This is a genomic window from Lacipirellula sp. (assembly GCF_965279485.1).
In the GTDB taxonomy this organism is placed as follows: domain Bacteria; phylum Planctomycetota; class Planctomycetia; order Pirellulales; family Lacipirellulaceae; genus Lacipirellula.
Genome location: NZ_CBDIIC010000001.1, coordinates 1,532,308 through 1,554,726, shown reverse-complemented (window position 1 = coordinate 1,554,726; position 22,419 = coordinate 1,532,308). Strand labels below are relative to the sequence as shown.

The following is a 22,419-nucleotide window of genomic DNA, read 5'->3' as shown; positions in this document are numbered from 1 at the left end:
TCGTTTTTCCCATGCACGACTCACTGCGCACCGTCAACCGCCGTTGGTTTCTTCGCACCGGAGCGGCGGTTGCCGGCGCTGGATTCGCCCTTGGCCGCGGCCTAACGACAGCTCTGGCCGCCGAGGCGAAGGCCCCGCTGTTCAAGATTTCGCTTGCCGAATGGTCGCTCCATAAGGCCCTGCAGGCTGGCAAGATGGAGAATTTGGAGTTTCCGGCCTTCACGAAGGCCTGCGGCATCGACGCGGTCGAGTACGTCAATCAGTTTTTCAAGGATAAGGCCCGCGACGAGAAATACCTGGGCGAGCTGAAAAAGCGTTGCTCCGATGAAGGGGTGACCAGCGTCCTCATCATGGTGGATGGCGAAGGCAACCTCGGCGACCCTGACGACGCCAAGCGGAAGCAGGCTGTGGAAAACCACCATCAGTGGGTTGAAGCCGCCAAGTTTCTCGGTTGTCATTCGATCAGAGTGAATGCACATTCGGAAGGAACGCCGGAGGAGCAGGGCAAGCTAGCAGCCGACGGTTTGCGTCAGCTCTCGGAGTTCGCTGCCCCGCACAAGATTAACGTCATCGTCGAAAACCACGGCGGCTTGTCGTCGAACGGCGAGTGGCTGGCGGGCGTGATGAAGACGGTCGATCTGCCCAATTGCGGCACGCTTCCCGACTTCGGCAACTTCCACGAGTACGATCGGTATAAGGGATGCGCCGAGCTGATGCCGTTCGCCAAGGGCGTCAGCGCGAAGAGTCACGAGTTCAACGCCGCCGGCGACGAAGTCCGCACTGACTACTTCAAGATGATGAAAATCGTGCTCGACGCCGGCTACCACGGCTACGTTGGCATCGAATGGGAAGGCGCTAATCCAGAAGACGAACGCGAAGGCATCATGCTTACCAAGAAGCTGCTCGATCGCGTCCGCGATAAGTTCTCGGCAGAGTCGTAGCGCTAGCGGTGCTAGCTGCCAAATCGGCAGTTGGCTAAGTCGGCCGCGACGCCGCGAACCGACCACTGCCCTCGATGGACACCCAGGTGTCCAGGACTTGAGAAAATCCGAAAATTTCTTTGGAGGCGACCTTCGGGTCGCCTCTTTTCATTGATAGTAAACGAGTTAGGGCGATGTTCCAGCCTTGCGCTGGTACTCGTTGCTAGCAGGACATTTTTCGGAATGGGAAAAGTCGTACTGCCTGCTTTTTGGGCAGTGGGGTCGTGCGTCGAACTTCAGCATGGCCTGCCACGGAATAGGCACGCTAGCAGAATCGACGTAAGTGCAAGCACTGCAAGGACCTCCGGGATTTGCTTGACCGCGCATGAATATGGAGGCACCAGAAGACCGCCCTCGGGTCTTCGATTCGCCCATCCCAAAGCTGTTCGGAAGGAGACGTCAGCCGTGCTTACCCAAACTACGGAAAAGTATCAAGAAGTTCTCGAGTTCGCTGAAACCCGCTACAAGCAAAACCCCGACTGGGTTACGTTCTTTCGCGAAGTCCTCGGCGTCGATGGCGCCGCTCGCAAGACCTTCCCGACTTTCGATGAGCTGACCGCTTTCGAGCAAAGCGAACAGTTCGACCGCATTCAAAAGCTGCTCGTGAAGCTCCGCGAGAAGCGCCCCTCGGCCGACACCGAAAGCGAGCCAACTCGCGTCATCACCGTTCGCCTGCCGAAGAGCATGCACGAATCGCTGCGGACCGAAGCGCACGATCTGCGGACGAGCATGAACAAGCTTTGCATCTCGAAGCTGCTGCAAGTCATCGGCGAAGAGATGATCCCGAACGAGCGTGCTACCGGCGGCTCGCCGTCTCCTGCTAGCACCCCGTCGACACCGCTGTCGGGTGGTCATAGCTCGACCCACTCGCCGTCGTTGGGTCTCCGTCCGCACCAGCCGACTCAGGTCGGAGTGAGTTCACCTTACGGCCAGCAACTGCAGCCGACTTCGTCGGGCTTGCCGCCGTTCAAGCCGTCGCAGCCGCGGTTCTAAGTCGCTCGCGAATTGAGCTTTCAAAAGAGCCGCCCCAGCCTCTGGGGCGGCTCTTTTCGTTTTGGCGCGTCCATCACTTCGCTGCTCGTGGTATAAGGTAGCCGGCTCATAGAGAACGCATTCTGGCGATCTGGCTGGTGTTAGCTCTCGGGAGAAAATCGCGTGACGTTGATGCGAGCCTTTGCGATGGTCGATTTAATCCTCGGAGCGGCGCTCTTAGCATGCTCGGCGTGGACTGCGACCAATGGAGGTTGGTTCAACGCATTTTCCGCGGCTGTGATTGCAACGATCTGCTTCGCTGTTGGGATCCACGCATGGCGCAGCCGTGATGACTTCCCACCAGAGCGACGCTATTCGCGAGACTGGCAGCGGATGATTCAGTGGCAAGTCGTAGCGCTACTGTGCGGGGCGATGGCTTTTCTGCCGCTCGCGCTCGACCATTCGCTAAAGCAGAACGTGCTTTGGGCAGTGTGGGGCGTGGGGATGTTGTTGGTGACGAGCAAGCGTCGAGGTAGAAAAAGGCGACGAGCCGCGCGGAAGTTACGCGAGCCTCGTCTCGTCGGTGGCCGTTGTGCAGCGTGATGGTGCTTGGCTGAGGCGGACCAGGCGGCTTGCACCAAGGTCGGCAGGACAAGTGGGTTCTCCACTGGCTTAAGGCGATTGGCAAAGCGATGAGACGGCTCGCATTCTTCACTGCGCTGTTGGTCACGGTTGTTGCAACCGCTGATGAGCCGATGGGTTCCTCCTGGCCGCAATTTCGCGGTCCAGGCGGGCAGGGCGATGTCGGGGCCGTCGATCTCCCTTTTCACTGGAATGAGAAAGAGGGCATTCGCTGGAAAACGCCGCTCCCCGGCCGCGGATGGTCGTCGCCGGTGATCGCCAACGGCCGCATTTGGCTGACCACCGCCGTCGAAAAGGCTTCCGACGCGGAGGAGCCGCTTGTTAGCGACGAACAGGTTGCCCGGATTTCCTCCGGAACCGACATGGGCGCCGCAGCGGCGATCGACCTGCTCGCTCTCGAAGTCAACCTCGAAACGGGAAAACTCCTGCGCAGGGTGAGCTTGTTCAGCGTCGACGAGCCGCCCCCAATTCACAATCTCAACAGCTACGCCTCGCCCACGCCGGTCCTCGTCGGCGGCCGGCTGATTTGCCACTTCGGCACCTTCGGAGCCGCGGCGGTCGACGTCAACAGCGGCGAGGTCCTGTGGCGGCGGCCGATGGAACTCGACCACATCGTGGGGCCTGGGAGTTCGCCGGTTGTCGTCGAAGACGTCGCGATCCTCACCTGCGACGGCGCCGACAAGCAATTCATCGCCGCGCTCGATATCGCCAACGGCGAGATCCGTTGGCAGGTCGACCGCCCGCCGATTCGCGAAACGAACCCCGACATGCGGAAGGCGTTCGCCACGCCGCTCGTCTTCGAGCAGGCGGGACGCAAGCAGGCGGTCATTCCCGGGGCGCAGTGGTTTGTCTCCTACGATCCTGCCACTGGCGACGAACTCTGGCGCGTCGACCACGGTAACGGTTTTTCCAACGTCCCGCGGCCTGTTTTTGATGGCGAGCGGGTCTATCTTTGCACTGGGTTTGGTAAGCCGCAGCTCTGGGCGATCCGCACCGACGGCTCCGGCGACGTGACCGAAACCCACGTCGATTGGCGGGAAAAGCAGCAAATTCCGGCCAAGTCGTCGCCAGTCATTAGCGATGGCCGCATCTACGTCATCAGCGACGGCGGCGTGGCGACCTGCTTCGGCACTGCCGACGGCAAGCAGCTCTGGCGCGAGCGGATTCCCGGCAAATACTCAGCCTCGCCGATCCTAGCCAATGGCCGCCTTTACTTTTGCAGTCACGAAGGAAGCACCACGGTGGTCGCTGACTCGGCGGACTACCAGGAGCTGGCAGTCAACCAGCTGGACGGCATGCACATGGCATCGCCAGCCGTCGCAGGGGAGGATCTCATCCTCCGCACCGATACTCATCTCTACCGCATCACGAAGTGATAGGGGGGCGTGAAGGCGAGCGAGAATCAGCTGCGCATTTGAAGTGTTCCCATCACTCCGTGCGGCGTGCGAAATTGTCTCAATAGACGTTGAACTGGCTGCTTTGCTCCAATTCAGCGAGTAACTTGGGAGGCTTGGCGGGGTTTGAAGTTCGTTGCGAACAGCAATGGCGCGGCCGCGGATTCGGGGCCTGTCTACGCGCGAGAAAAAATTGCGTGACGCAAACGCCTGCTTGCGGCCCCATAGGGAGAGGCTTTCGCTCTAGCGGCGCCTCTTGTCGGCAAACCACATTTTCTCGGAACTTTTGCGTGCCAAGCCTGCTCAAAGGCTTGGCCTGCGGGGCCGGCAAGATCTGGCTGCCGCACGCGAATCGCCCCTGCCCCCCTGGCGGAGGCAAGTTCGCATCGCCGAAAGTTTGACGGAAAAATTGGACGCAACTAGGATGGACCGGTGTGGGTTCCCCCAAATCTGTGCTAACCGGCACAGACGGCAGGGAATGCCACGCTAGCAGGCGGACGCCAAAACGCGAACCTGGCAAATGGAGATTTGCCTCGCGTGAAGAGGAGCAGGCAGCTGCCGATAGCTAGAGATGGAATGTCGAGGCGGTAGAGCCGAGGCAACCTGGCGGAGCTTTCGTTCAAGGTTAGTGGTTCAATGAAGACTGAGTCGTCGGCCCTCTCGGATGAGGCTGGCGTCAGTGAACTGCAAAGCCGACGAAGCGACGCACGATTGCCGGAGCAGTCGCTGGTCGATCAACCTGATCGGCGAACGATCTCTTGCCTCTGTCAGTTCTACGTTTGGTTTCGCACATCAGCTCGGGACAGAACATTAACTTTTTCGACGAGTGACGCCGCTGCAGTTGGGATATTTCGTTGTGATTTGATCCGTCGCTTTTCTTCCGCAGTCTTGCGGCCACGAGACGACGATCGCTGAAAACGCAAAACCTGTTCCCCACGCAAGGCGAGCTCTGCTTTCAAAGGACCTATCAGTGTCGAACTCCCACCCACGTCGGTTGAACGGTCTTTTTGGTAAGCGCGCTCCGAAAGAGCGCCGCCCGGCTGGCATCAGCCGTCGGCAGAAACGCCAATTTGTGTTCGAACCGCTGGAAGATCGCCGCGTGATGGCGGATGGCTCGGGCGGCACCGGGACAGGATGGAGTGAGAGCTATATCCGCGACTATGTGTTGGCGAACTCGACTGCGCTGTCGACGAATACCACCGCAGGCGCCGCGGCGGTCCTCGCCAACGAAAACTATTGGAACGCGATGATCGCGGCCGCCTCGCCCGCCCAGGCGCGCACCTCGTTCTCGATTCCGACGGATCCGTTGCTGGCGAATCAGTGGCACTTGATCAACACCGGGCAAGAGGTCGGCAGCCCCGACTGGCAGCCGATTTACGGCGTCCCGGGCAACGACGTCAATGTCGCGCCAGTTTGGATGATGCGCGGCGGACTCGGCTACACAGGGGCAGGCGTTAACGTCGCCGTGATCGATAGCGGCGTCCAAACGAATCATCCCGATCTTGCAGCAAACATTAGCAAGACGATTCCGGGATACAACGTCGCCGGCTCAGGCAGCAACGCCAACCCGACCCCGAATCAAGACGGCGGTCCTCACGGAACGGCCGTCGCCGGCATCATCGCTGCCGTGGCGAACAACGGCATCGGCGGTACGGGCATCGCGCCTGGGGCCTCGATTATTCCTATTCGGTTCCTCGCGCCGACGCTCAACCAGAATGCGACCGTCGACGCCTTTCGCTACCGAATTCAAGATATCGACATCACGAACAACAGCTGGGGCAGCGCCGCCGAGAGAACCCTCTCTCCGTTGTCTACGGCCGAAGTGAACGCCCTCCGCGATTCGATTATCTTCGGTCGCGGCGGCCTGGGCGTCATTCACGTCTTCGCGTCCGGCAACAGCGCCGGTTCGAGCCTTCAGCCGGGCTTCGGCGGCGCCACGGGCAACGATAGCTCAATCTACGACGGCTTCCAGAATTCTCGCTATACGATCACCGTCGGCGGCTACGATCACGACGGCATGTACGTCAACGAAGACGGCACGATTACGGGCTACCCCGAAGCGGGCCCCAACGTCCTCGTCGTGGCGCCGACCGGTTCGAACGCCAACCAGCAGATCGCCGACGATCAAGGCATCGGCAGCGGCATCTACACCACCGACCTCACGGGAACGTACACCAGCGGTCTGGGCGGTTACAACGTGCCGCCGCACCCGACTCAAGGCGAAATCTACGATCGCGACTTCCTGCCCGACGGCAACTATACGTCGCGTTTCAACGGGACGTCGGCGTCGGCGCCGATGGTTACCGGCGTCATCGCCCTCATGCTCGAAGCTAATCCGAACCTCAGTTGGCGCGACGTTCAAGAGATTCTGGTCCGCTCGGCACGGCAAGTGTCGCCTCTAGAAGAGCCGACCGACGGCAGTGGGGACACCACGCAGAACACTTGGTTCGTCAATCAGCAAGGCTTCTTCCAAGAACCGGACGAGTTTGACGCGTCGATTCCTGGCTTCCTGCAGGTCCACTTCCCGACGCTCGATCCCGTGATGAATCAGCCGTTGAAGATGACCAACGGCGCGGGGTACACCGTTAGCCAAGGCTACGGCACTTACGGCGAACAAATCGGCTACGCTCACGGCGCCGTCGACGCCGAGATGGCCGTGCAACTCGCCGAGCAGTGGAGCACCAAGGGGCAAACTCTGAAGCCGGAACGAACTTTCACCACCAGCGTGAACGGGCCCGCCCCCATCCAGGCCGCCTCTAAAGGCAACCAAGCCAGCAACTACGTCGTCGTGCCGGGCGGCTTCGGAACGGGCGGGGTCGGCATCGAGTACTGGAATGAGTACTTCGCCGACGACCCCTTCTCCGCCGACGATCCGCCGGTACCTACGCGGGGAAGCAACTTCATCGAATTCTCGGTGCCAGAAAACAACCGCATGAGCGTCGAGACGGTTGAAGTCAAACTTAGTATCAGCGGCGGCACGGCGGCAGCGCTCGATAACATGCGCCTCGTGCTCGTTTCCCCGACTGGGACCCATTCGGAGCTCAATCACTTTTGGTACGGAATGGGGAACCAGGCCACCTACCAAAACGAGATTCCCGGTCAGTCGATCGGTAGCCCCGGTTCCGGCGACAACGGCGGCAATCTTATCTGGAGCTTCACCACCAACCGTAGTTGGGGCGAACTCACCGATGATGCGCCGATTCTCGATCCCTTGACCGGCGAGCCTCTCACCGACCCCGATACTGGCGAGCCAACTGGTGAAACCAAGGGCTGGCGCTTGTATATGGAGAATTGGTCTCCGACGACGTTTGGCATGTCGATTTCAATGTCGTGGCACGGCCAGCAAGTCGCTGCGAGCGCGCAACGCGTCCAAGGCGCGGTCGGCATTGATGACAATGGCGACGGCGAATTCAACTGGACTCGCGTCATTACGACTCCGGTCGATTTCGACCAGGATCCCGACACGCTTCGCATCTTCGAACTGAATACTGTCGCCGATACGGCGCAGGAGCGTTTCGCCGGCAACGTGACCGTCGTTGCGAAGCGCACCAGCGACGGCGTCATCGCCGCTCAGTTCGTGACCGGCGCCGACGGCAATTACTACTTCGATCTCGCGCCAGGCGAATACGAGATCTCAGTCGTCGATCCGCTGGGACGCAGCGCCCTCGTCGACACGCTGACGGTGACCAACGATGAGAATGTGAAGGGGGTTAACTTCCTACTCGATCCCGGGACGACTGCTTCGCCCGAGGCCAAGGTTGCCGGCAACGTGCTCGCCGACCTCAATGGCGACGGCATTAAGAACGGTGACGACGTCGCGGCCTCTGGAATCACGGTGTACGTCGACGCCAATCGCAACGGCGCCTACGACGCCGGCGAGTTGACCGCCGTCACCGACGCGAACGGCAACTACGAAATCATTGTGCCCAACATTACTTCCAACACGGTCGTCGACGTTCGCGTCCAGATGCCGACCGGTTGGACGGCCGTCACGCCCGTCAATGCGATGACGACGCTGCTCCTGCGTCAGGGCGTCAGCCTCGTTAACGTGAATTATGCACTGAAGCCGCCCGCCAATGGCGGCGGCGGTGGAGGCGGTGGCGTCGACCCGGCGACCCCGGCGACGATTTTGGGTTACGTCTATGGCGACGCGAACCAGAATCGCACACGCGATGCCGGCGAAGTCGGGATGGCAGGCGTTTTCGTGTACCTAGATGCGAATAACGACCTCACGTACAACCCCGGAGAGGCGTCCACGATCACCAGTAGCCAGGGCGCGTATACTTTCAGCGTCTTCGCCGGTGCATATCGCGTGCGCGTCGTCACTCAGTCGCCGGTCGTGCAGACGGCTCCAGCCAATAATGCGTCTCGCGTTGTCAGCCTTGCCCCCGGCGGCACGGTGACAGGCGTCGCATTCGGTATCTTCAACTCCGCTAACTACGATTTTGGCGACTTGCCCACTTCGTACGAAACGGTCATTCAGGGCGCTACCTCTGTTCTGAACCCCGCGAAGCACAAAAAGAGCGAATATCGCCTCGGAGCGAACTGGGACGGCGAACTTGCCGCCAATCCTTCGGTCAACGCCGACGGCGACGATACGACCGAGTACGATGACGACGACGGCATCGTGATGGATCCGATCATCGGGGGCGCCACGGTACGCCTCGTCGCCACTGCGAACCGCTACAACGGTTACCTCAAGGGATGGATCGACTGGAATAACAACGGCACGTTTGACGCCAACGAACGACTGGTCTTCAGCGGCATTGGCGCCGCGACGGATAACGTCTTGCTCCAGCAAGGCGCGAACACGTTGTACATCCAAGTACCGGCAGGCGTCACCGCGACGCAAGTCTACGCTCGCTTCCGTTACGGCGAGTACTCGACCGTCGTCACGAGTGAAACTCCGGTGGCCGGCGCCATCAACACCCCCTACGGAATCGCTCAGGTTGGCGAGGTTGAAGACTATCGCTTCGCCGTCACCCCGACGGTTGCGCCTGCGTTGGCCGCTCTCCCATCGGACTACAACAAAGACAACCGCGTCGACGGCTCGGACTTCCTCGCCTGGCAGCGCGGCTTTGGCAAAACGAGCCAGACCGATTCGAGCAACGGCGACGGGAACCGAGATGGTAAGGTCGATGGCAGCGACCTCACCGATTGGAAGGCCGATTTCGGAAGCAACAAGGCCGTGGCGGCAGCCGCGGCAGCGAGTGCTACCGATTCCACCGTCGCTCCAGCCCTAACCGCTTCCGAAGAAACGGTCGCTCCGACATTTGCTCCTGCGTTTAGCAGCGTTGTTTCCGCCGCGACCTCGACGTTGCCATCAGCCCTGAGCAGCAACGCCACGGTTCGCGACGAAGCTGCCGGTCGGTTTGAGTCGCGTCCGATGCTTGCTGCTCTCGCCGGTAAGCTGACCGACGTCGCCGATCGTCTCCGCAATCGGGCTGATAAGCTCGAAGATCGGGCCGACGATGCACGGGAATTCGTCGTCGAATGGCTGACCGGCGCCGCTGACCGCGTCGATAACTTCGACTTCGAAACGGTTCGCCGCGACCGGGCGTTTGACGACCTGTTCGGTTCGCGCCGCCGTCAGGGCTTGCGGGCTGAGCACGCCGAAGACGCGGGCGATGAGCTCGAATCCGATGAGGCCTTCGCAATGTTTGCAGACCACCTCGAAGTGCCGCGCGGCTAGTCGTCAGACTATTTACAGTCGATTGTAATAGCTTATAAACCGGCAGGGGCTCGTCCCCTGCCGGTTTTTTTGTTGGTTGGCAGTTCGCTTCTGCGAGAGCTGTCGCCGCTTCCCCGTATGGCTGAGAGCTGACGGCTAAGAGCTGACGGCTCCCTTCCGGAGCACCGCATGAGTCTGCTGATCCAGAACGGTCGCATCGTCACTGCCAGCGACGATTTTATCGGCGACGTCCTCGTCGAAGGGGAAACGATCGCCGCCATCGGGCCGCGGCTCACCGCGCCAGTCGGCGCAGAGGTAATCGACGCATCGGGTAAGTTCATCTTCCCCGGGTTCATCGACCCGCATGTCCATATTTACTTGCCGTTCATGGGGACGTTCGCAAAGGATACCTACGCCACGGCCAGTCGCGCCGCACTCGTCGGCGGCACCACGACGCTGATCGAAATGTGCTGCCCGGCCCGCGGCGACGATCCGCTCGAAGCGTTCGAACTCTGGCTTTCCAAGGGCGCTGAAAGCGCCTGCGACTTCACTTTTCATATGGGCGTCTCGCGTTTTGATGATACGACCGAGGCCGCCATCCGCGAAATCGCCGCCCGCGGCGTCGCGTCACTAAAGGTCTTCCTGGCGTACAAAGGCGCCTTCGGCATCGACGACGGCGAACTCTATCAGACCCTGAAACTCGCCAAGGAACTCGGCCTGATCGTCACCGCTCACTGCGAGAACGAGACGCTGGTGAGCGAACTGCAGCGTCAACTTCTCGCCGCCGGGAAGACAGGCCCCGAGTGGCACGAGCCATCGCGTCCGCCGCAAGTCGAGGCCGAGGGCGTCCATCACCTGATGACGTTCGCTGAACTGACCGGCGCCCACGTTTACTGCGTTCACACCTCGTGTCGAGAGGCGCTCGAAGCGGTCCAAGAAGCGCAGCTCCGCGGCGTGCACGCTTGGGTGGAGACGGTCATTCCCTACTTGGTTGTCGACAAAACCTACGCCGAGTTGCCGGACTTCGAGGGCGCAAAGTACGTGATGTCGCCCCCCCTGCGCGATCCGGTCCATCAGCCGATTCTCTGGAACGCGTTGCGCTCGCGGCTGGTTAGCACGGTCGCCACCGATCACGCCCCGTTCGACTTCCATGGGCAAAAAGAGATGGGCCGAGACGATTTCACGAAAATCCCCAATGGCATTCCGTCTGTCGAAGATCGCGTCAATCTCCTCTACACGCACGGCGTCTGCCGCGGGCGTATCGATCTAAACACCTTCGTCGACGCCGCGAGCACGCAAGCCGCCAAGCTCTTCGGCCTGTACCCACGCAAGGGAACGATCGCGGTCGGCAGCGACGCCGACTTGGTGATTTACGACCCCGCCTACCGCGGCAATATTTCCGCCAAAACGCAGCAAATGGCCATCGACTACAGTGCGTTTGAAGGCTGGGAACTCGAAGGCCGACCAACGCTCGTCACTGTTCGGGGCCAAGTCCAGGTCCGCGACGGAAAGTTTGTCGGCAAGCTCGGTTCCGGCCAATTCCTGGCTCGTCCCGCGACCCACTTCTAGGCCGACTACCCACTGCCAGGCGATTTAAGTCGTTATCGGTGCTGGACTTGTGGATTTTTCGAAAGCCGGGTGGCATTTCACTTGCCTCAAACATACCGTACGGTATAGTTAAGGTGTACTCTGAAGTTTTATTGGCCGATCAAGAGACTATGGCCCGCCCGCCCGCTACCACGCCGAAAGACATCCTCGAGGCCGCGATCCGCGTCGCCGGCCGCGATGGCCTGCAGGCGACGACGCTCGACAAAGTCGCCCAAGAAGCGGGCGTCACCAAGGGGGGCGTTCTCTATCACTTCGCGTCGAAGGACGAGCTCCTCACGCGCATGATGGAGCACTTCGCCAACGAAGTGGAGCAGGGGCTCGTTTCCCGCATCGCCGACGATCCGCACGCTGACCGCCGCTGGGTCCGCGCGATGGTCGACATGGTGTTTGCCCCCGACGCCCAGTCGGAGAAGTCGGCCGAGGGGACGCCGCACGGCATCGCCCCCGAAACCACGCACAAATTCATCATGGCGATGCTCACCGCATTCGCCTCGAATCCCGCGCTGCTCGACGTCATCCGCCCGTTCCTGGAGCGAATGCGCGGGCGAATCCAAGCCGAGCCGAACTCGGTGGAGCAAGTCGTCACGTGGCTCGCCGCCGACGGCCTGTTCCTGTGGGAACTGTTCGGCATCGCCCGCCCCGGCGAACCCATGTGGAACGCGATCGTCGACGAGCTCCGCCGCCGTTCTCGCCCCCGCTCGCCCACCCTTGAACCTCCGCTTGAAGTGTAACAACGGGCGACCCTTCGTCGCCTCATTGGTTGTGAGAGAATTGAGGACATCATGAGCCCCGTCTGGAGCCCGCCCGCTGGGTCGGCTGTGGAAGATCAGCCGAACGTCGCCGAGCCGCGCGCCGCCGCGAGATGCTTCACGAAGCGCCGTTTGTTGCTGCTGGCTGCGATTATCGCAGTCGTTGCCGCGGTCGCGTTCGTTGCCATGTCGCGTTGGCGCACCGCCGCTGCGCCTCCGCAGGCGGCCACGCCGGTCGTGCTGAACGTCCACTCGCTTGGCTATCTTGAGCCGAAAACGGAGGTCATCCGCCTCGCCGCTCCGTCAACGTTTGGCGAGCAGGGCCGCCTTGAGCGTCTGCTCGTTGCTGAAGGCGATCCAGTTGCCGTCGGCAGCGTCGTCGCAGTGCTCGACAATTTTAACCGTCGCTCCGCCTCGGTCGCCGAAGCCGAAGCTCGCGTCGCCGTCGAAGTTTCAAAGCTCGCGCAAATTAAGGCCGGCGCCAAGCCGGGCGACCTCGCCGCACAGCGCGCGATGATCAGCCGTGCGAAGGCGGTGTTGAGTCAGGCGGAAGTCGACCTGCACCGCAGCGAACGCCTCCTGAGCACCAAAGCTGTCCCGCAAGCGGAAGTTGATGCCGCCAATCTCAAAGTCGAGTCGGCTCGCGAAGAACTCAGCCATGCCGAGTCGACGCTCGAAAGCCTCGCCGAGGTCCGCACGGTCGACGTCGATCAGCAAGAGCGCCAGATCGCCGCCGCGAAGGCGTCGCTCGCGATGGCCCGCGCCGAACTCGAAACGACCGAAGTCCGCTCGCCTATCGACGGTCAGGTACTGAAGGTCTGCATCCGCCCCGGTGAACGCGTCAACGAGGACGGCATCGTCGAGCTTGGCGACACGAGCGAGATGTACGCGGTCGCCGAAGTCTACGAAGCCGATCTGCCGCGCATCAAGCTCGGGCAGCCAGCGACGGTCCGCCTCTTCACGGGCGGCGCCGAGCCGCTCCAGGGCGAAGTCGCCGAGATCGGCATGATCGTCGCGAAGAAAGACGTCCTCGCGAATGACCCAGTCGCCGACACCGACGCCCGCGTCGTCGAAGTCCGCGTGAAACTCGAACACGAAGCCGCCCGCACCGTACAGCGCCTCTCCAACGCCCGCGTTGAAGTGACAATCGACGTTGCTGAGCCGTCGTCCTCGCAACTCAGTAACAAAAATTGAACCACGAAGGCACGAAGGACACCACGAATACGGGAACTAATGGAACCGCAGATGAACGCAAATGGACGCAGATAATATCTCAATTTCATCAGCGTTTATCTGCGTTCATCGGCGGTTCACGCTCTCAGTCCTTCGTGAATTTAGTCGTGCCCTTCGTGTCTTCGTGGTAAATCCCCTGCAGGAGTGATAACCGTGCCCGCCCGAGCGCCGCTCGCTTGGCTCCAACTTAGCTACGGCCGCGTCAAGCTCATCGTCGCGGTCGCCGGCGTCGTCGTCGCCGTGCTGCTGATGCTTATGCAACTGGGCTTCATGCAAGCCGCGTTCGAGAGCGCTCTGATCGTCCCGCGGCAAATCGACGCCGACCTCATCGTCGTCAGTCCGCAATCGCAGGCGATGTTCCGCACCTCGCCGTTTCCGCGACGGCTCCTCTACCGCTTGCCGGCCGTTCCAGGCGTCGAGTCGGTCCGCGCCGTCTACCTCGGCACGGTGCCGTGGCACAATCCCTGGAAACGAAATGAGCAATCGATCTTCGTCTACGGCTTCGAGCCGGGCGACCCGCCGCTGAAGTTGCCGGGCCTCGCGGAGAACTGGCCCAATATCTTGCAGACCGACGCCGTCATCTACGACGCGAAGAGCAAGCCGATCTTCGGACCCGTCGCCGAGTCCTATCGCCGCGGCGAGAACGTCGAGGTTGAAGTGAATCGCCGCCGCGTCCATGTCGTCGGTTTGGCCGAGGCTGGCAACTCGTTTGGCATCGACGGGAACCTGTTCACCAGCGACCTCAACTTCTTCCGCATGTTCCCGCAACGCAACGCCGGCGGGGCCGACCTGGGCCTTATCCACGTCGAGCCCGGCGTCGACCCGAAAGCGGTGCAGGGCGAACTGCAAAAGCTGCTCGGCGTTGAAGCGCGCGTTCTGACGCATCAGGAATTTCTCGACTTCGAACATGGCTACTGGGCCCGTTCGTCGCCGGTCGGCTTCGTCTTCACGCTCGGCGCCGTCGTCGGCTTTTGCATCGGCTTCGTCATCGTCTACCAGATTCTCTACACCGATGTGTCGAACCACCTGTCGCAATACGCCACGATGAAGGCGATGGGGTTTACCGACAGTTACCTCGTGCGGCTTGTGTTGAAAGAGGCCGTCATTCTCGCCGGGCTCGGTTACTGGCCCGGCGTGTTGCTCGCATGGGGACTTTACGAAATCGCTCGCGCGGCAACGGCGCTACCGCTCGACATGACCTGGCAACGCGTCCTCGGCGTGTTTATCACCACGCTGGTGATGTGCCTCATTTCCGGAGTCGTCGCCGTCCGCCGCCTCCGCGCGGCGCAACCTGCTGATGTGTTTTAGTAGGGTGGGTGCTCGCACCCACCTTTACCGTTTCATTCGCGAGCCGTTTTCACCATTGAAATAAAATGACCGCGACCAATTCAACGGATGGCATGCCCGCGACTCGCACCAATGCGGGCAAGGTGGGTGCGGAAGCACCCACCCTACGGGCCCCCGTCGTCTCCGGCCGCGGCATTTGCCATTCCTTCGGCGAAGGCGAACTCAAAAAGCAAATCCTCTTCGACGTCGCCGTCGACATCGTCCCCGGCGAGGTCGTCCTCCTCACCGGCCCCTCCGGCAGCGGCAAGACGACGCTCCTCACGCTCATCGCCGGCCTCCGCGACGTGCAAGAAGGCCAACTCTTCGTCCTCGGCCACGAACTGCACGGAGCCACCCGCGAGCAACTCGTTGAAGTTCGTCGCAAGATTGGCTTTATCTTCCAAGCCCACAATCTGCTGCCCTTCCTCTCGACGCGGCAGAACGTGGAACTCGTCTTCGAACTCCACCCCGAAGTCTCCGTCGACGAAGCCCGCGATCGCGCCACCCGCATGCTGCAACTCGTCGGCCTCGGCGACCGGCTCGACTACATGCCCGAAAAACTCTCCGGCGGGCAGAAGCAGCGCGTCGCCGTGGCCCGGGCGCTCGTCGCCGGTCCGCAACTCATCCTCGCCGACGAACCGACGGCCGCGCTCGACGGCAAATCAGGCCGCGCGGTGGTCGACCTGCTCCAATCGCTCGCCCGCGAGCAGGGCTGCCCCGTGCTGATGGTCACCCACGACACCCGCGTCCTCGACGTCGCCGACCGCGTGATCCACATGGAAGATGGGCGAATTGCGGAAAATGCGAGCTGACGCATCAACGGGGTCGGGGGCCTTTTGCCACTAGACGCTCTCCGCTGAATTGACGATCGCCAGTGGCAAAAGGCCCCCGACCCCTTCTCGCGCTCTACTCCGCGCAGTGCTAGCACCTCCCATAACCTGAAGTTGGTCGCTTTGCCAACTTAGGCTAAACTACCCGCCCCGCTATCGCTGTCGCTGCGCGCTCCCACTCGCGCAGCGGCGACCCACTTTCGTACGCAAGGAGGCGTCGAATGTCGCAGCCCCCGCTTCGTTTCGTCCATGCCGGCGATCTTCATTTGGAACGCCCGTTGACCGGCGTGTCCGAAATTCCCGATCACCTGCGCGAAGCTTTCCTCGAAGCTCCGTACCTCGCGGCGGAACAAATCTTCGAGACCGCGCTCACCGAAGGGGCCGACGCGCTCCTCCTCTCCGGCGACGTCGTCCACCTCGATAAGGCCGGACCGCGGGCCATTGTGTTTCTCCTCGAACAATTTCGTCGGCTTGCCGATCACAACATCGCCGTCTACTGGGCCGGCGGGCAGAACGATCCTGTCGATGCCTGGCCGCCGACCGCCACGCTTCCCGCAAACGTTCATCGCTTCCCCTCGGGACGCGTTGGGAACTTCGAGCACAAACGTCGCGACCAAACGATCGCCCGCATCCAGGGCATCAGCCGCAACCCCGGCCAGCCGGTCGACGACAGCGGCTTCCATCGCGATGCGAAGGGCCTGTTCACGATCGGCGTCGCGCACGGCACCGCCGCCGCGCCCGGCAGCGAAGGCGACCGCGTCCACTACATGGCTCTTGGCGGTCAACATCGTCGCCAAACGGTCGACCAATCTCCCGGCATCGCCCACTACGCCGGCACGCCGCAAGGCCGCACGCCTGACGAAACGGGCGCCTTCGGGTGCACGGTCGTCTCGGTCGACGAATCGGGCCACGTGAAAACCAACTTTGTCGCCGTCGACGTCGTCCGCTGGATCACAGAGACGGTCGAGCTCACCGCCGGCGCCGAAGTGACGACGCTGCTTCCGCAAATCGACGTCCGCGTCAACAACCTCAAGGCGAAGCATCCCGATCGCGACTTGCTCGTGACTTGGCGAATCACCGGCAGCGGCGAGTTGCTCAACGAACTCCGTCCCGGCGGGCTCAGCGATGAACTGATCGGCCAGCTCCGCCACATGTACGGCCAAAAGTCGCCCACCGTGTGGAGCGTCGCCATCGAATGCGACGAGCCGCTCTGCGTGCCCGGCGAATGGTACGACGAAGAAACCATCCGCGGCGACGTGCTGCGGCAACTTCGCGAGCTTGAAGAAGACGACACGATTCCGCTCGACCTCGAAGAGTTCTTCCCTGCGAGTCTCAAGGGGAGCCCGCTCGCTGAGCTAGCCCGCGTCTCGAGCGCCGACCGCAGCGAACTACTCGTTGCCGCGTCGAAGCTCGGCATGGACCTAATGAGCCTCGACGACGCTGAAGAGTAACGAAACACACGCCAGGATCGAACCAACGGATTGACGTTCAATCCCGACCAACAAATATAGCCGCGGAATTTGTTCCGCGAATGCCTCGGCACGATGCCGCGGCACAATGGCCAGCACGGATCGCGAACCATGAAAATCACCGACCTTGAAATCGACGGCTTCGGCGTTTGGAATAACCTGAAGCTGACCGGTCTCTCCCGCCGCGTCACGGCGTTCTACGGCCCCAACGAGGCCGGCAAAACGACCGTCATGCAGTTCATCCGTAGCGTGCTCTACGGCATGTCGACGAGCCGGCGGAAGAAGTACCTGCCGCCGCTCGACGGCGGTCTGCCTGGCGGCACGCTCGGCATTGTCGAGGGCGACCTGCGCTTCCGTGCGACCCGCATCGCCGACCGCGGACCCGACGACGTCGGCCGCGTCATCTGCACCACCTCCGACGGCGCCACCAGCGGCGATCGGCTGCTGCGCGAATCGCTCGGCGACGTCGACGAACCGACCTACACGAACATCTTCGCCGTCGGCCTCGACGAAATCCACGAACTCGGCATGCTCAGCGGCAGCAAGGCAGCCGAGTGGATCTACCGCCTCACCTCCGGCCTCGACCGGGTGAGCCTGTTCGACGTCATCCAGGAACTCCGCGCCAATCGCCACTCGCTGCTCAACGACGAAGGTCAGTCGTCGCGCATCGTCAGCCTCACGACGCAGCGCGAACGGCTTCGCGCCGAGGTCGATCGCCTCCGCGAGCAAAATCGCCTCTGGTCGCAGCTGGCGGTGAAGATCAAGGAACTCGACGACCAAATCATTGCCGTCGAAACCGAAGTTCGCAAAGCCGAGCACCACGCCCGCACGGTTGAAATCGCAGTCGGCCTCAAGCCGAACTGGCGGAAGCGAGAAAAGCTCGACGAACAACTCGGCCACCTCAGCGGCCGCGTGAAGTTGCCGGCCGATGCGATCGAACGCCTCAACGCAATCAACGCCGACGTCGAAAAACACCAACGCCAGTCCGACGTGCTGCAAGGCCAGCGTCACCAGCTGCGCGACGAGGCCGAACGGCTCGGCATCAACGAACTCCTCGTCCGCAACGCCCAGCGGATCGACGCCCTCGGCGAGCAGCGCGATTGGCTCCAATCGCTCCAGCGGCAACAAGACGAACTCGAACGCGAAGCGAAGAGCTACGAAGCCCGCTTCACTGCCGAGCAAAAGCGGCTCGCCGAAGCCCTCGGCGTCAAAGACGCCACGCGGCTCAATGAGCTCAACGAAAGCGATTTCGAAGCCCTCCAGCCGCAGATCGACGCCCTCCGCCTCGCCCAGAAGCGGCTTGATCAGGCGCAGCGCGACGTCGACATGCTCAGCGAGAGCGAGCGCTCGTTCCGCACGCAAATCGAAACGGCCATCGTCGGCGGAGAATCGCACGGCCTGCCGATGGATCTGCAAGAAGCAAGCAACCTTGTCGCCCGCTTGCGCAAGCGGCTCGCTGTCGAGCAGCGGCTCGATATGGCCCGCCAGCATGAAGTCGAACTCGAACAGCAAAGCCACGATCTGCTCGACGATCAGGTGATGCCGCTGTGGCTGTTCGGCTGGCTGCTGGCGTCGTTCATCGTCGGCGCCCTGATGCTTGGTTTCTACTTACTCGTCCCCACTTCGCCCTTCGCCAAACATGGCTGGTTGATTGGAGCCCTCGGCATTGGCGGAGCCGCGTTCTCGTTTGTCTTCAAGTATTTCTCTGACGATGCCGCAGCTGAAAAGCTCGACGCCTGCCAACGCCAGATGGAAGTCGTCGGCAAGCAAATTGCCGACGCCGAACGCGAAAAGCAACAAGTCGACGCCGAACTGCCCATGACCGACGGCTCGGTCGTGCTTCGCATGCAAGCCGCTGAGCGTCACCTCGCCGAACTTGAAAACGTGCTTCCCGTCGAAGCTCAGCGCAAGCAAGCCGGCGGCGAAGTCGCTAACGCCGAAACCCGACTCAAGCAAGCTCAGCGCGAACGCGAAGCTGCGTTCGCCACCTGGAAGGCGAAGATCGTCGCCCTCGGCCTGCCGGGCGAAATCGATCCGCAGTTGCTGCTAAGCGTCACCGATCGCTACGGCCAACTCGCCGACCTCGAAGCCCGCGCTCGCCATCGCCGCGAAGACGCCGCCGCCCGCCAACGCGAGCACGAAACGCTCCTCCGCCGCATTCGCGACCTCGCCGAAGAAGTTGGCTGCGTGCTGAAGCCGAAGGCCTCGAACGACAACAAGCCAAAGCAAGAGGTCAATCGCGAGAAATCCGACGCGGCTGCCGATCGTAACCCGGCCGATCGCAACCAGCAGGTCGAATTCGCGAACCCGCTCGACCAACTCGATCACCTCCTCACCGAACGTCGCCGCCAACTCGGCGACGTCCAACGCCGCGAAGACCTCGTCGTCAAGGCGAAGGAACTCAAGGCTGAGGAAGGCAAGCATCTGCAAACGATCGTCGGCCTCAAGCGCCGCCGCGGCGCCATGTTCCAAGCCGGCGGCTGCGAGGACGAGCAAGAGTACCGCATGATGGCTGCCGACCAGCACCAACACGCGCTCCTCACGCAACAACGCGACGCCGTCACCCGAGAAATCGTCGCCGCCATCGGCCGCCACGAACCTGAGGAAGTCTTCAACAACCTCCTCGCCCCCGATTCGATCGGCACGCTCGACCAAATGTGGGAGCAAGCGACCGGCAACCTCGACCTCACTGGCAACAAACTGAAAGAACTCGCCGAGCAACGCGGCTCGCACACCCGCGAGCAAACCGAACTCGCGAAGGACCGCTCGCTCGCCGAACGCCAGCTCGATCTCAGCGTCGTCGAGAAGCAACTCGAAGAAGCGAAGTCCGATTGGCGCCGTCACGCGACGGTCAATCGCGTCCTCGAACGGATCCGCGCCGACTACGAAGCCCACCGCCAGCCCGAAACGCTCGCCGAAGCGTCGCGTTACATGGCCAAGCTCACCAACGGCCAGTACAAGCGCATTTGGACGCCGTTGTCGAACGATATCCTGCTCGTCGACAACGCCGCTGGCGAAGCGTTGCCGGTCGACGTGCTGAGCCGTGGCACCCGCGAGCAGTTGTTCCTCAGCGTTCGTATGGCGCTGGTGGCCAACTTTGCCCGCCGCGGCGTGAACGTGCCGATGGTGCTCGACGACGTGCTAGTCAATTTCGACATCGAACGGACCCGCCGCGCCGCCGAGGTCCTTAGCGAATTCGCCGCCGCCGGCCATCAATTGCTGATGTTCACCTGCCACGAGCACATGTGGGAAATGTTCCGCAAGCTCGACGGCGACTGCCGACGCATCCCCGTCCGCCGCGGCCAGCCCGAACCGGTCGCCCCGCCAGTCCTCATCGCCGAACCCGAACCGGTGGTCCTCGAAGAACCCATTATCGCCCCCCCCAAACCAACCAAAAAACCCAAACCCAAAAAGCCGCGACCGGTGGTCGCGCTCCCCGCCCCCGAACCCATCCCCGTCCCCGCGCTCGACCTCTACGACTACCCCTTCATCGAACGCATCGTCGAAGAACGCCACGCCCCCGCTGCCGTCGCCCTCGCCGCTCCCGTGGCCGTCGCCGCGGAAGCCCCGTCGGAGTTCCACGAATACTCGTTCGACCTCCCGGCCAGCGACTACCGCGAAGAGACGCACGAAGGGGAGGGCGCCCTGGCGTACATCGTCAGCGCCGACGACGCCCTCAACCGCCGCGCCGAACGCGCCTCGCGCCGCCACCACACGATCCCTAACTACCGCCGCCGCGGCGATCACCTAGAACCGCGCCGAGCATAACCGCTCCGCAGAGCGATGAATTCGCGCGCATCCATATTAGCCCCCGGTTCTTCAAACCGGGGGTAACGCGGCCACCCCCGCGCAACCCGTCAACTTCTCCGCCAAAGCCCCCGGGTAGCACCGATACTCCGGCGTGTCGGTGTTGTCGCAGACAACCAGAGGCAACGCAGCCTTTGCTCAATCGCCTCTCGTCGCTAGCGCGACCCCGACACGCGGCCGGTTTTCCGCGGCGGAATGGGAATTACTCGCGGCCGAGTGTCGCGGCCGCCCAGCGAGGAACCGCCGACCACCAACGGCTATCCACTAGCCTTTATCTCGCCCCCGCCGCTGGACACCCTCTATAATTCGGCCTTCAAGCCAATCGGCCAGCAGCGTCGGCCCCCGCCGCACGCCTCGCTGCCGTTCTCGCCAGGAGCCAGCCGTCGTGTCAATCGATCATCGTGCGTTGTGGGCGGCGTCATTCATCGCAGCGTGCACCCTCGGCTCGGCCGGCGCCGACGAATGGCCCGGCTGGATGGGCGCCAATCGCGACGGCGTCTACCGCGAGTCGGGCGTCATCGACGCTATTCCCGCCGACGGCCTCAAAGTCCGTTGGCGTCAGCCGATCGCCGGCGGTTACGCGGGCCCCGCCGTTGCCGGCGGCCGAGTGTTCGTCTTCGACTACGCCAAGGAATCAGGCGAGTCGGTCAACGAGCCGGGCAAGCGCGCGAACCTCACCGGTCGTGAACGGCTCACCGCCTTCGACGAGAAAACGGGCGAGCAACTTTGGCAGCATTCGTACGATTGCCCCTACAGCATCTCGTACCCCGCCGGCCCTCGCTGCACGCCCACTGTCGTCGGCGACATGGTCTACATCCTCGGCAGCGAGGGCGATCTTAAGTGCCTCAACGCCGCCACCGGAGAAGTCGTTTGGGAACATAGTTTGAAGAACGACTTCAACGCCGACGTCCCCATGTGGGGCTTCTCCGCCCACCCGCTCGTCGATGGCGACCTCCTCTACACGATGGTCGGCGGCGATGGCCAATGCCTCGTCGCGTTCGACCGTCACACCGGCGAAGTGAAATGGAAAGCCCTCGACGGCCCGGCCGGCTACTGCCCGCCGTCGATTATCGAGGCCGCCGGCACGCGACAACTCATTGTCTTTAATCCCTCAGGCGTCACGAGCTTCAATCCTGCGGATGGCAAGGAGTACTGGACGATTCCCGTCACGCCGCTCTTCGAAATGTCGATCGCCCGTCCGATGCGCGAAGGCAATCGCCTCTACGCGAGCGGCATTCAGAGCGCCTCGGTAATGATGGAACTCAGCGACGACGAGCCCGCCGCGAAGGAACTTTGGCGCGGCAAGCCGAAAGTCGCGCTCTTTAGCGCCAACACGACGCCCCTCATCGTCGACGGCGTCATCTACGGCACCGACTGCAACGAGGGCTCCTTGCTCGCCGTCGATGCCGAGGATGGTTCGCGACTCTGGGAAACTTTTGAACCAACCAAGCCCGACGAAAAGCGGTTCATCAAGCACGGCAGCGCGTTCATCACCCGCATCGGCGACACCGACCGCTACTTCCTAATGACCGAAACCGGCGACCTGATGGTCGCCCGCCTCACGCGCGAAGGCTTCGAATCATTCGGCCGGTTCCACGTGCTCGAGCCGACGGAAGAAGCATTCGGCCGCAACGTGGTCTGGAGCCACCCCGCCTACGCCAACCACACCCTCTTCGCCCGCAACGACAAAGAAATCGTCGCCGTCGACATTGCGGAATCCAAGTAACCGCCACGAACG

General features: G+C 62.3%; 12 protein-coding genes. All 12 read left to right on the top strand.

Features of this window, described 5'->3' with window-relative positions:
- Positions 1-11: 11 nt before the first annotated feature.
- The 12 genes from ACQY7R_RS06560 (at position 12) to ACQY7R_RS06505 (ending at position 22,407) form a co-directional block, all read left to right on the top strand.
- Complete coding sequence (locus ACQY7R_RS06560; RefSeq protein ID WP_428304790.1) at positions 12-941, top strand: sugar phosphate isomerase/epimerase family protein; 930 nt, start codon at positions 12-14, stop codon at positions 939-941.
- 444 nt (positions 942-1,385) lie between these two features.
- Complete coding sequence (locus tag ACQY7R_RS06555; protein WP_428304789.1) at positions 1,386-1,973, top strand: hypothetical protein; 588 nt, start codon at positions 1,386-1,388, stop codon at positions 1,971-1,973.
- Between the two features lie 671 nt (positions 1,974-2,644).
- Positions 2,645-3,970 (top strand): PQQ-binding-like beta-propeller repeat protein, encoded by a 1,326-nt coding sequence (locus ACQY7R_RS06550; protein WP_428304788.1) that lies wholly within the window; start codon positions 2,645-2,647, stop codon positions 3,968-3,970.
- 988 nt (positions 3,971-4,958) lie between these two features.
- Positions 4,959-9,680 (top strand): S8 family serine peptidase, encoded by a 4,722-nt coding sequence (locus ACQY7R_RS06545; protein ID WP_428304787.1) that lies wholly within the window; start codon positions 4,959-4,961, stop codon positions 9,678-9,680.
- Between the two features lie 168 nt (positions 9,681-9,848).
- On the top strand, positions 9,849-11,228 hold the full coding sequence (hydA, locus tag ACQY7R_RS06540; protein WP_428304786.1) for a dihydropyrimidinase: 1,380 nt from the start codon (positions 9,849-9,851) through the stop codon (positions 11,226-11,228).
- 149 nt (positions 11,229-11,377) lie between these two features.
- The gene (locus tag ACQY7R_RS06535) at positions 11,378-11,998 is read left to right on the top strand and encodes a TetR/AcrR family transcriptional regulator (protein ID WP_428304785.1); all 621 of its coding nucleotides are present in this window, start codon (positions 11,378-11,380) and stop codon (positions 11,996-11,998) included.
- Between the two features lie 51 nt (positions 11,999-12,049).
- Complete coding sequence (locus ACQY7R_RS06530) at positions 12,050-13,210, top strand: HlyD family efflux transporter periplasmic adaptor subunit (protein ID WP_428304784.1); 1,161 nt, start codon at positions 12,050-12,052, stop codon at positions 13,208-13,210.
- A gap of 192 nt (positions 13,211-13,402) precedes the next feature.
- Positions 13,403-14,557: an ABC transporter permease DevC gene (devC, locus tag ACQY7R_RS06525; protein ID WP_428304783.1), complete on the top strand. Its 1,155-nt coding sequence runs from the start codon at positions 13,403-13,405 to the stop codon at positions 14,555-14,557.
- 92 nt (positions 14,558-14,649) lie between these two features.
- A complete protein-coding gene (locus ACQY7R_RS06520) occupies positions 14,650-15,387 on the top strand; it encodes a DevA family ABC transporter ATP-binding protein (protein WP_428304782.1) in 738 nt (245 codons plus the stop codon).
- A 239-nt stretch (positions 15,388-15,626) separates the two neighbouring features.
- Positions 15,627-16,856 carry a metallophosphoesterase family protein gene (locus ACQY7R_RS06515; RefSeq protein ID WP_428304781.1) on the top strand — a complete coding sequence of 410 codons (1,230 nt, stop codon included), beginning with the start codon at positions 15,627-15,629 and terminating at the stop codon, positions 16,854-16,856.
- Between the two features lie 129 nt (positions 16,857-16,985).
- Positions 16,986-20,642, top strand: a complete 3,657-nt coding sequence (locus ACQY7R_RS06510) for an ATP-binding protein (RefSeq protein ID WP_428304780.1) — start codon at positions 16,986-16,988, stop codon at positions 20,640-20,642.
- 424 nt (positions 20,643-21,066) lie between these two features.
- Positions 21,067-22,407 (top strand): PQQ-binding-like beta-propeller repeat protein, encoded by a 1,341-nt coding sequence (locus ACQY7R_RS06505; RefSeq protein ID WP_428304779.1) that lies wholly within the window; start codon positions 21,067-21,069, stop codon positions 22,405-22,407.
- Positions 22,408-22,419 lie beyond the last annotated feature (12 nt).

Coding starts and splice junctions, on each gene's coding strand:
- ACQY7R_RS06560 (WP_428304790.1), top strand. CDS start 12: ATGCACGACTCACTGCGCACCGTCAACCGCCGTTGGTTTCTTCGCACC.
- ACQY7R_RS06550 (WP_428304788.1), top strand. CDS start 2,645: ATGAGACGGCTCGCATTCTTCACTGCGCTGTTGGTCACGGTTGTTGCA.
- hydA (WP_428304786.1), top strand. CDS start 9,849: ATGAGTCTGCTGATCCAGAACGGTCGCATCGTCACTGCCAGCGACGAT.
- ACQY7R_RS06535 (WP_428304785.1), top strand. CDS start 11,378: ATGGCCCGCCCGCCCGCTACCACGCCGAAAGACATCCTCGAGGCCGCG.
- ACQY7R_RS06530 (WP_428304784.1), top strand. CDS start 12,050: ATGAGCCCCGTCTGGAGCCCGCCCGCTGGGTCGGCTGTGGAAGATCAG.
- ACQY7R_RS06520 (WP_428304782.1), top strand. CDS start 14,650: ATGCCCGCGACTCGCACCAATGCGGGCAAGGTGGGTGCGGAAGCACCC.
- ACQY7R_RS06515 (WP_428304781.1), top strand. CDS start 15,627: ATGTCGCAGCCCCCGCTTCGTTTCGTCCATGCCGGCGATCTTCATTTG.
- ACQY7R_RS06510 (WP_428304780.1), top strand. CDS start 16,986: ATGAAAATCACCGACCTTGAAATCGACGGCTTCGGCGTTTGGAATAAC.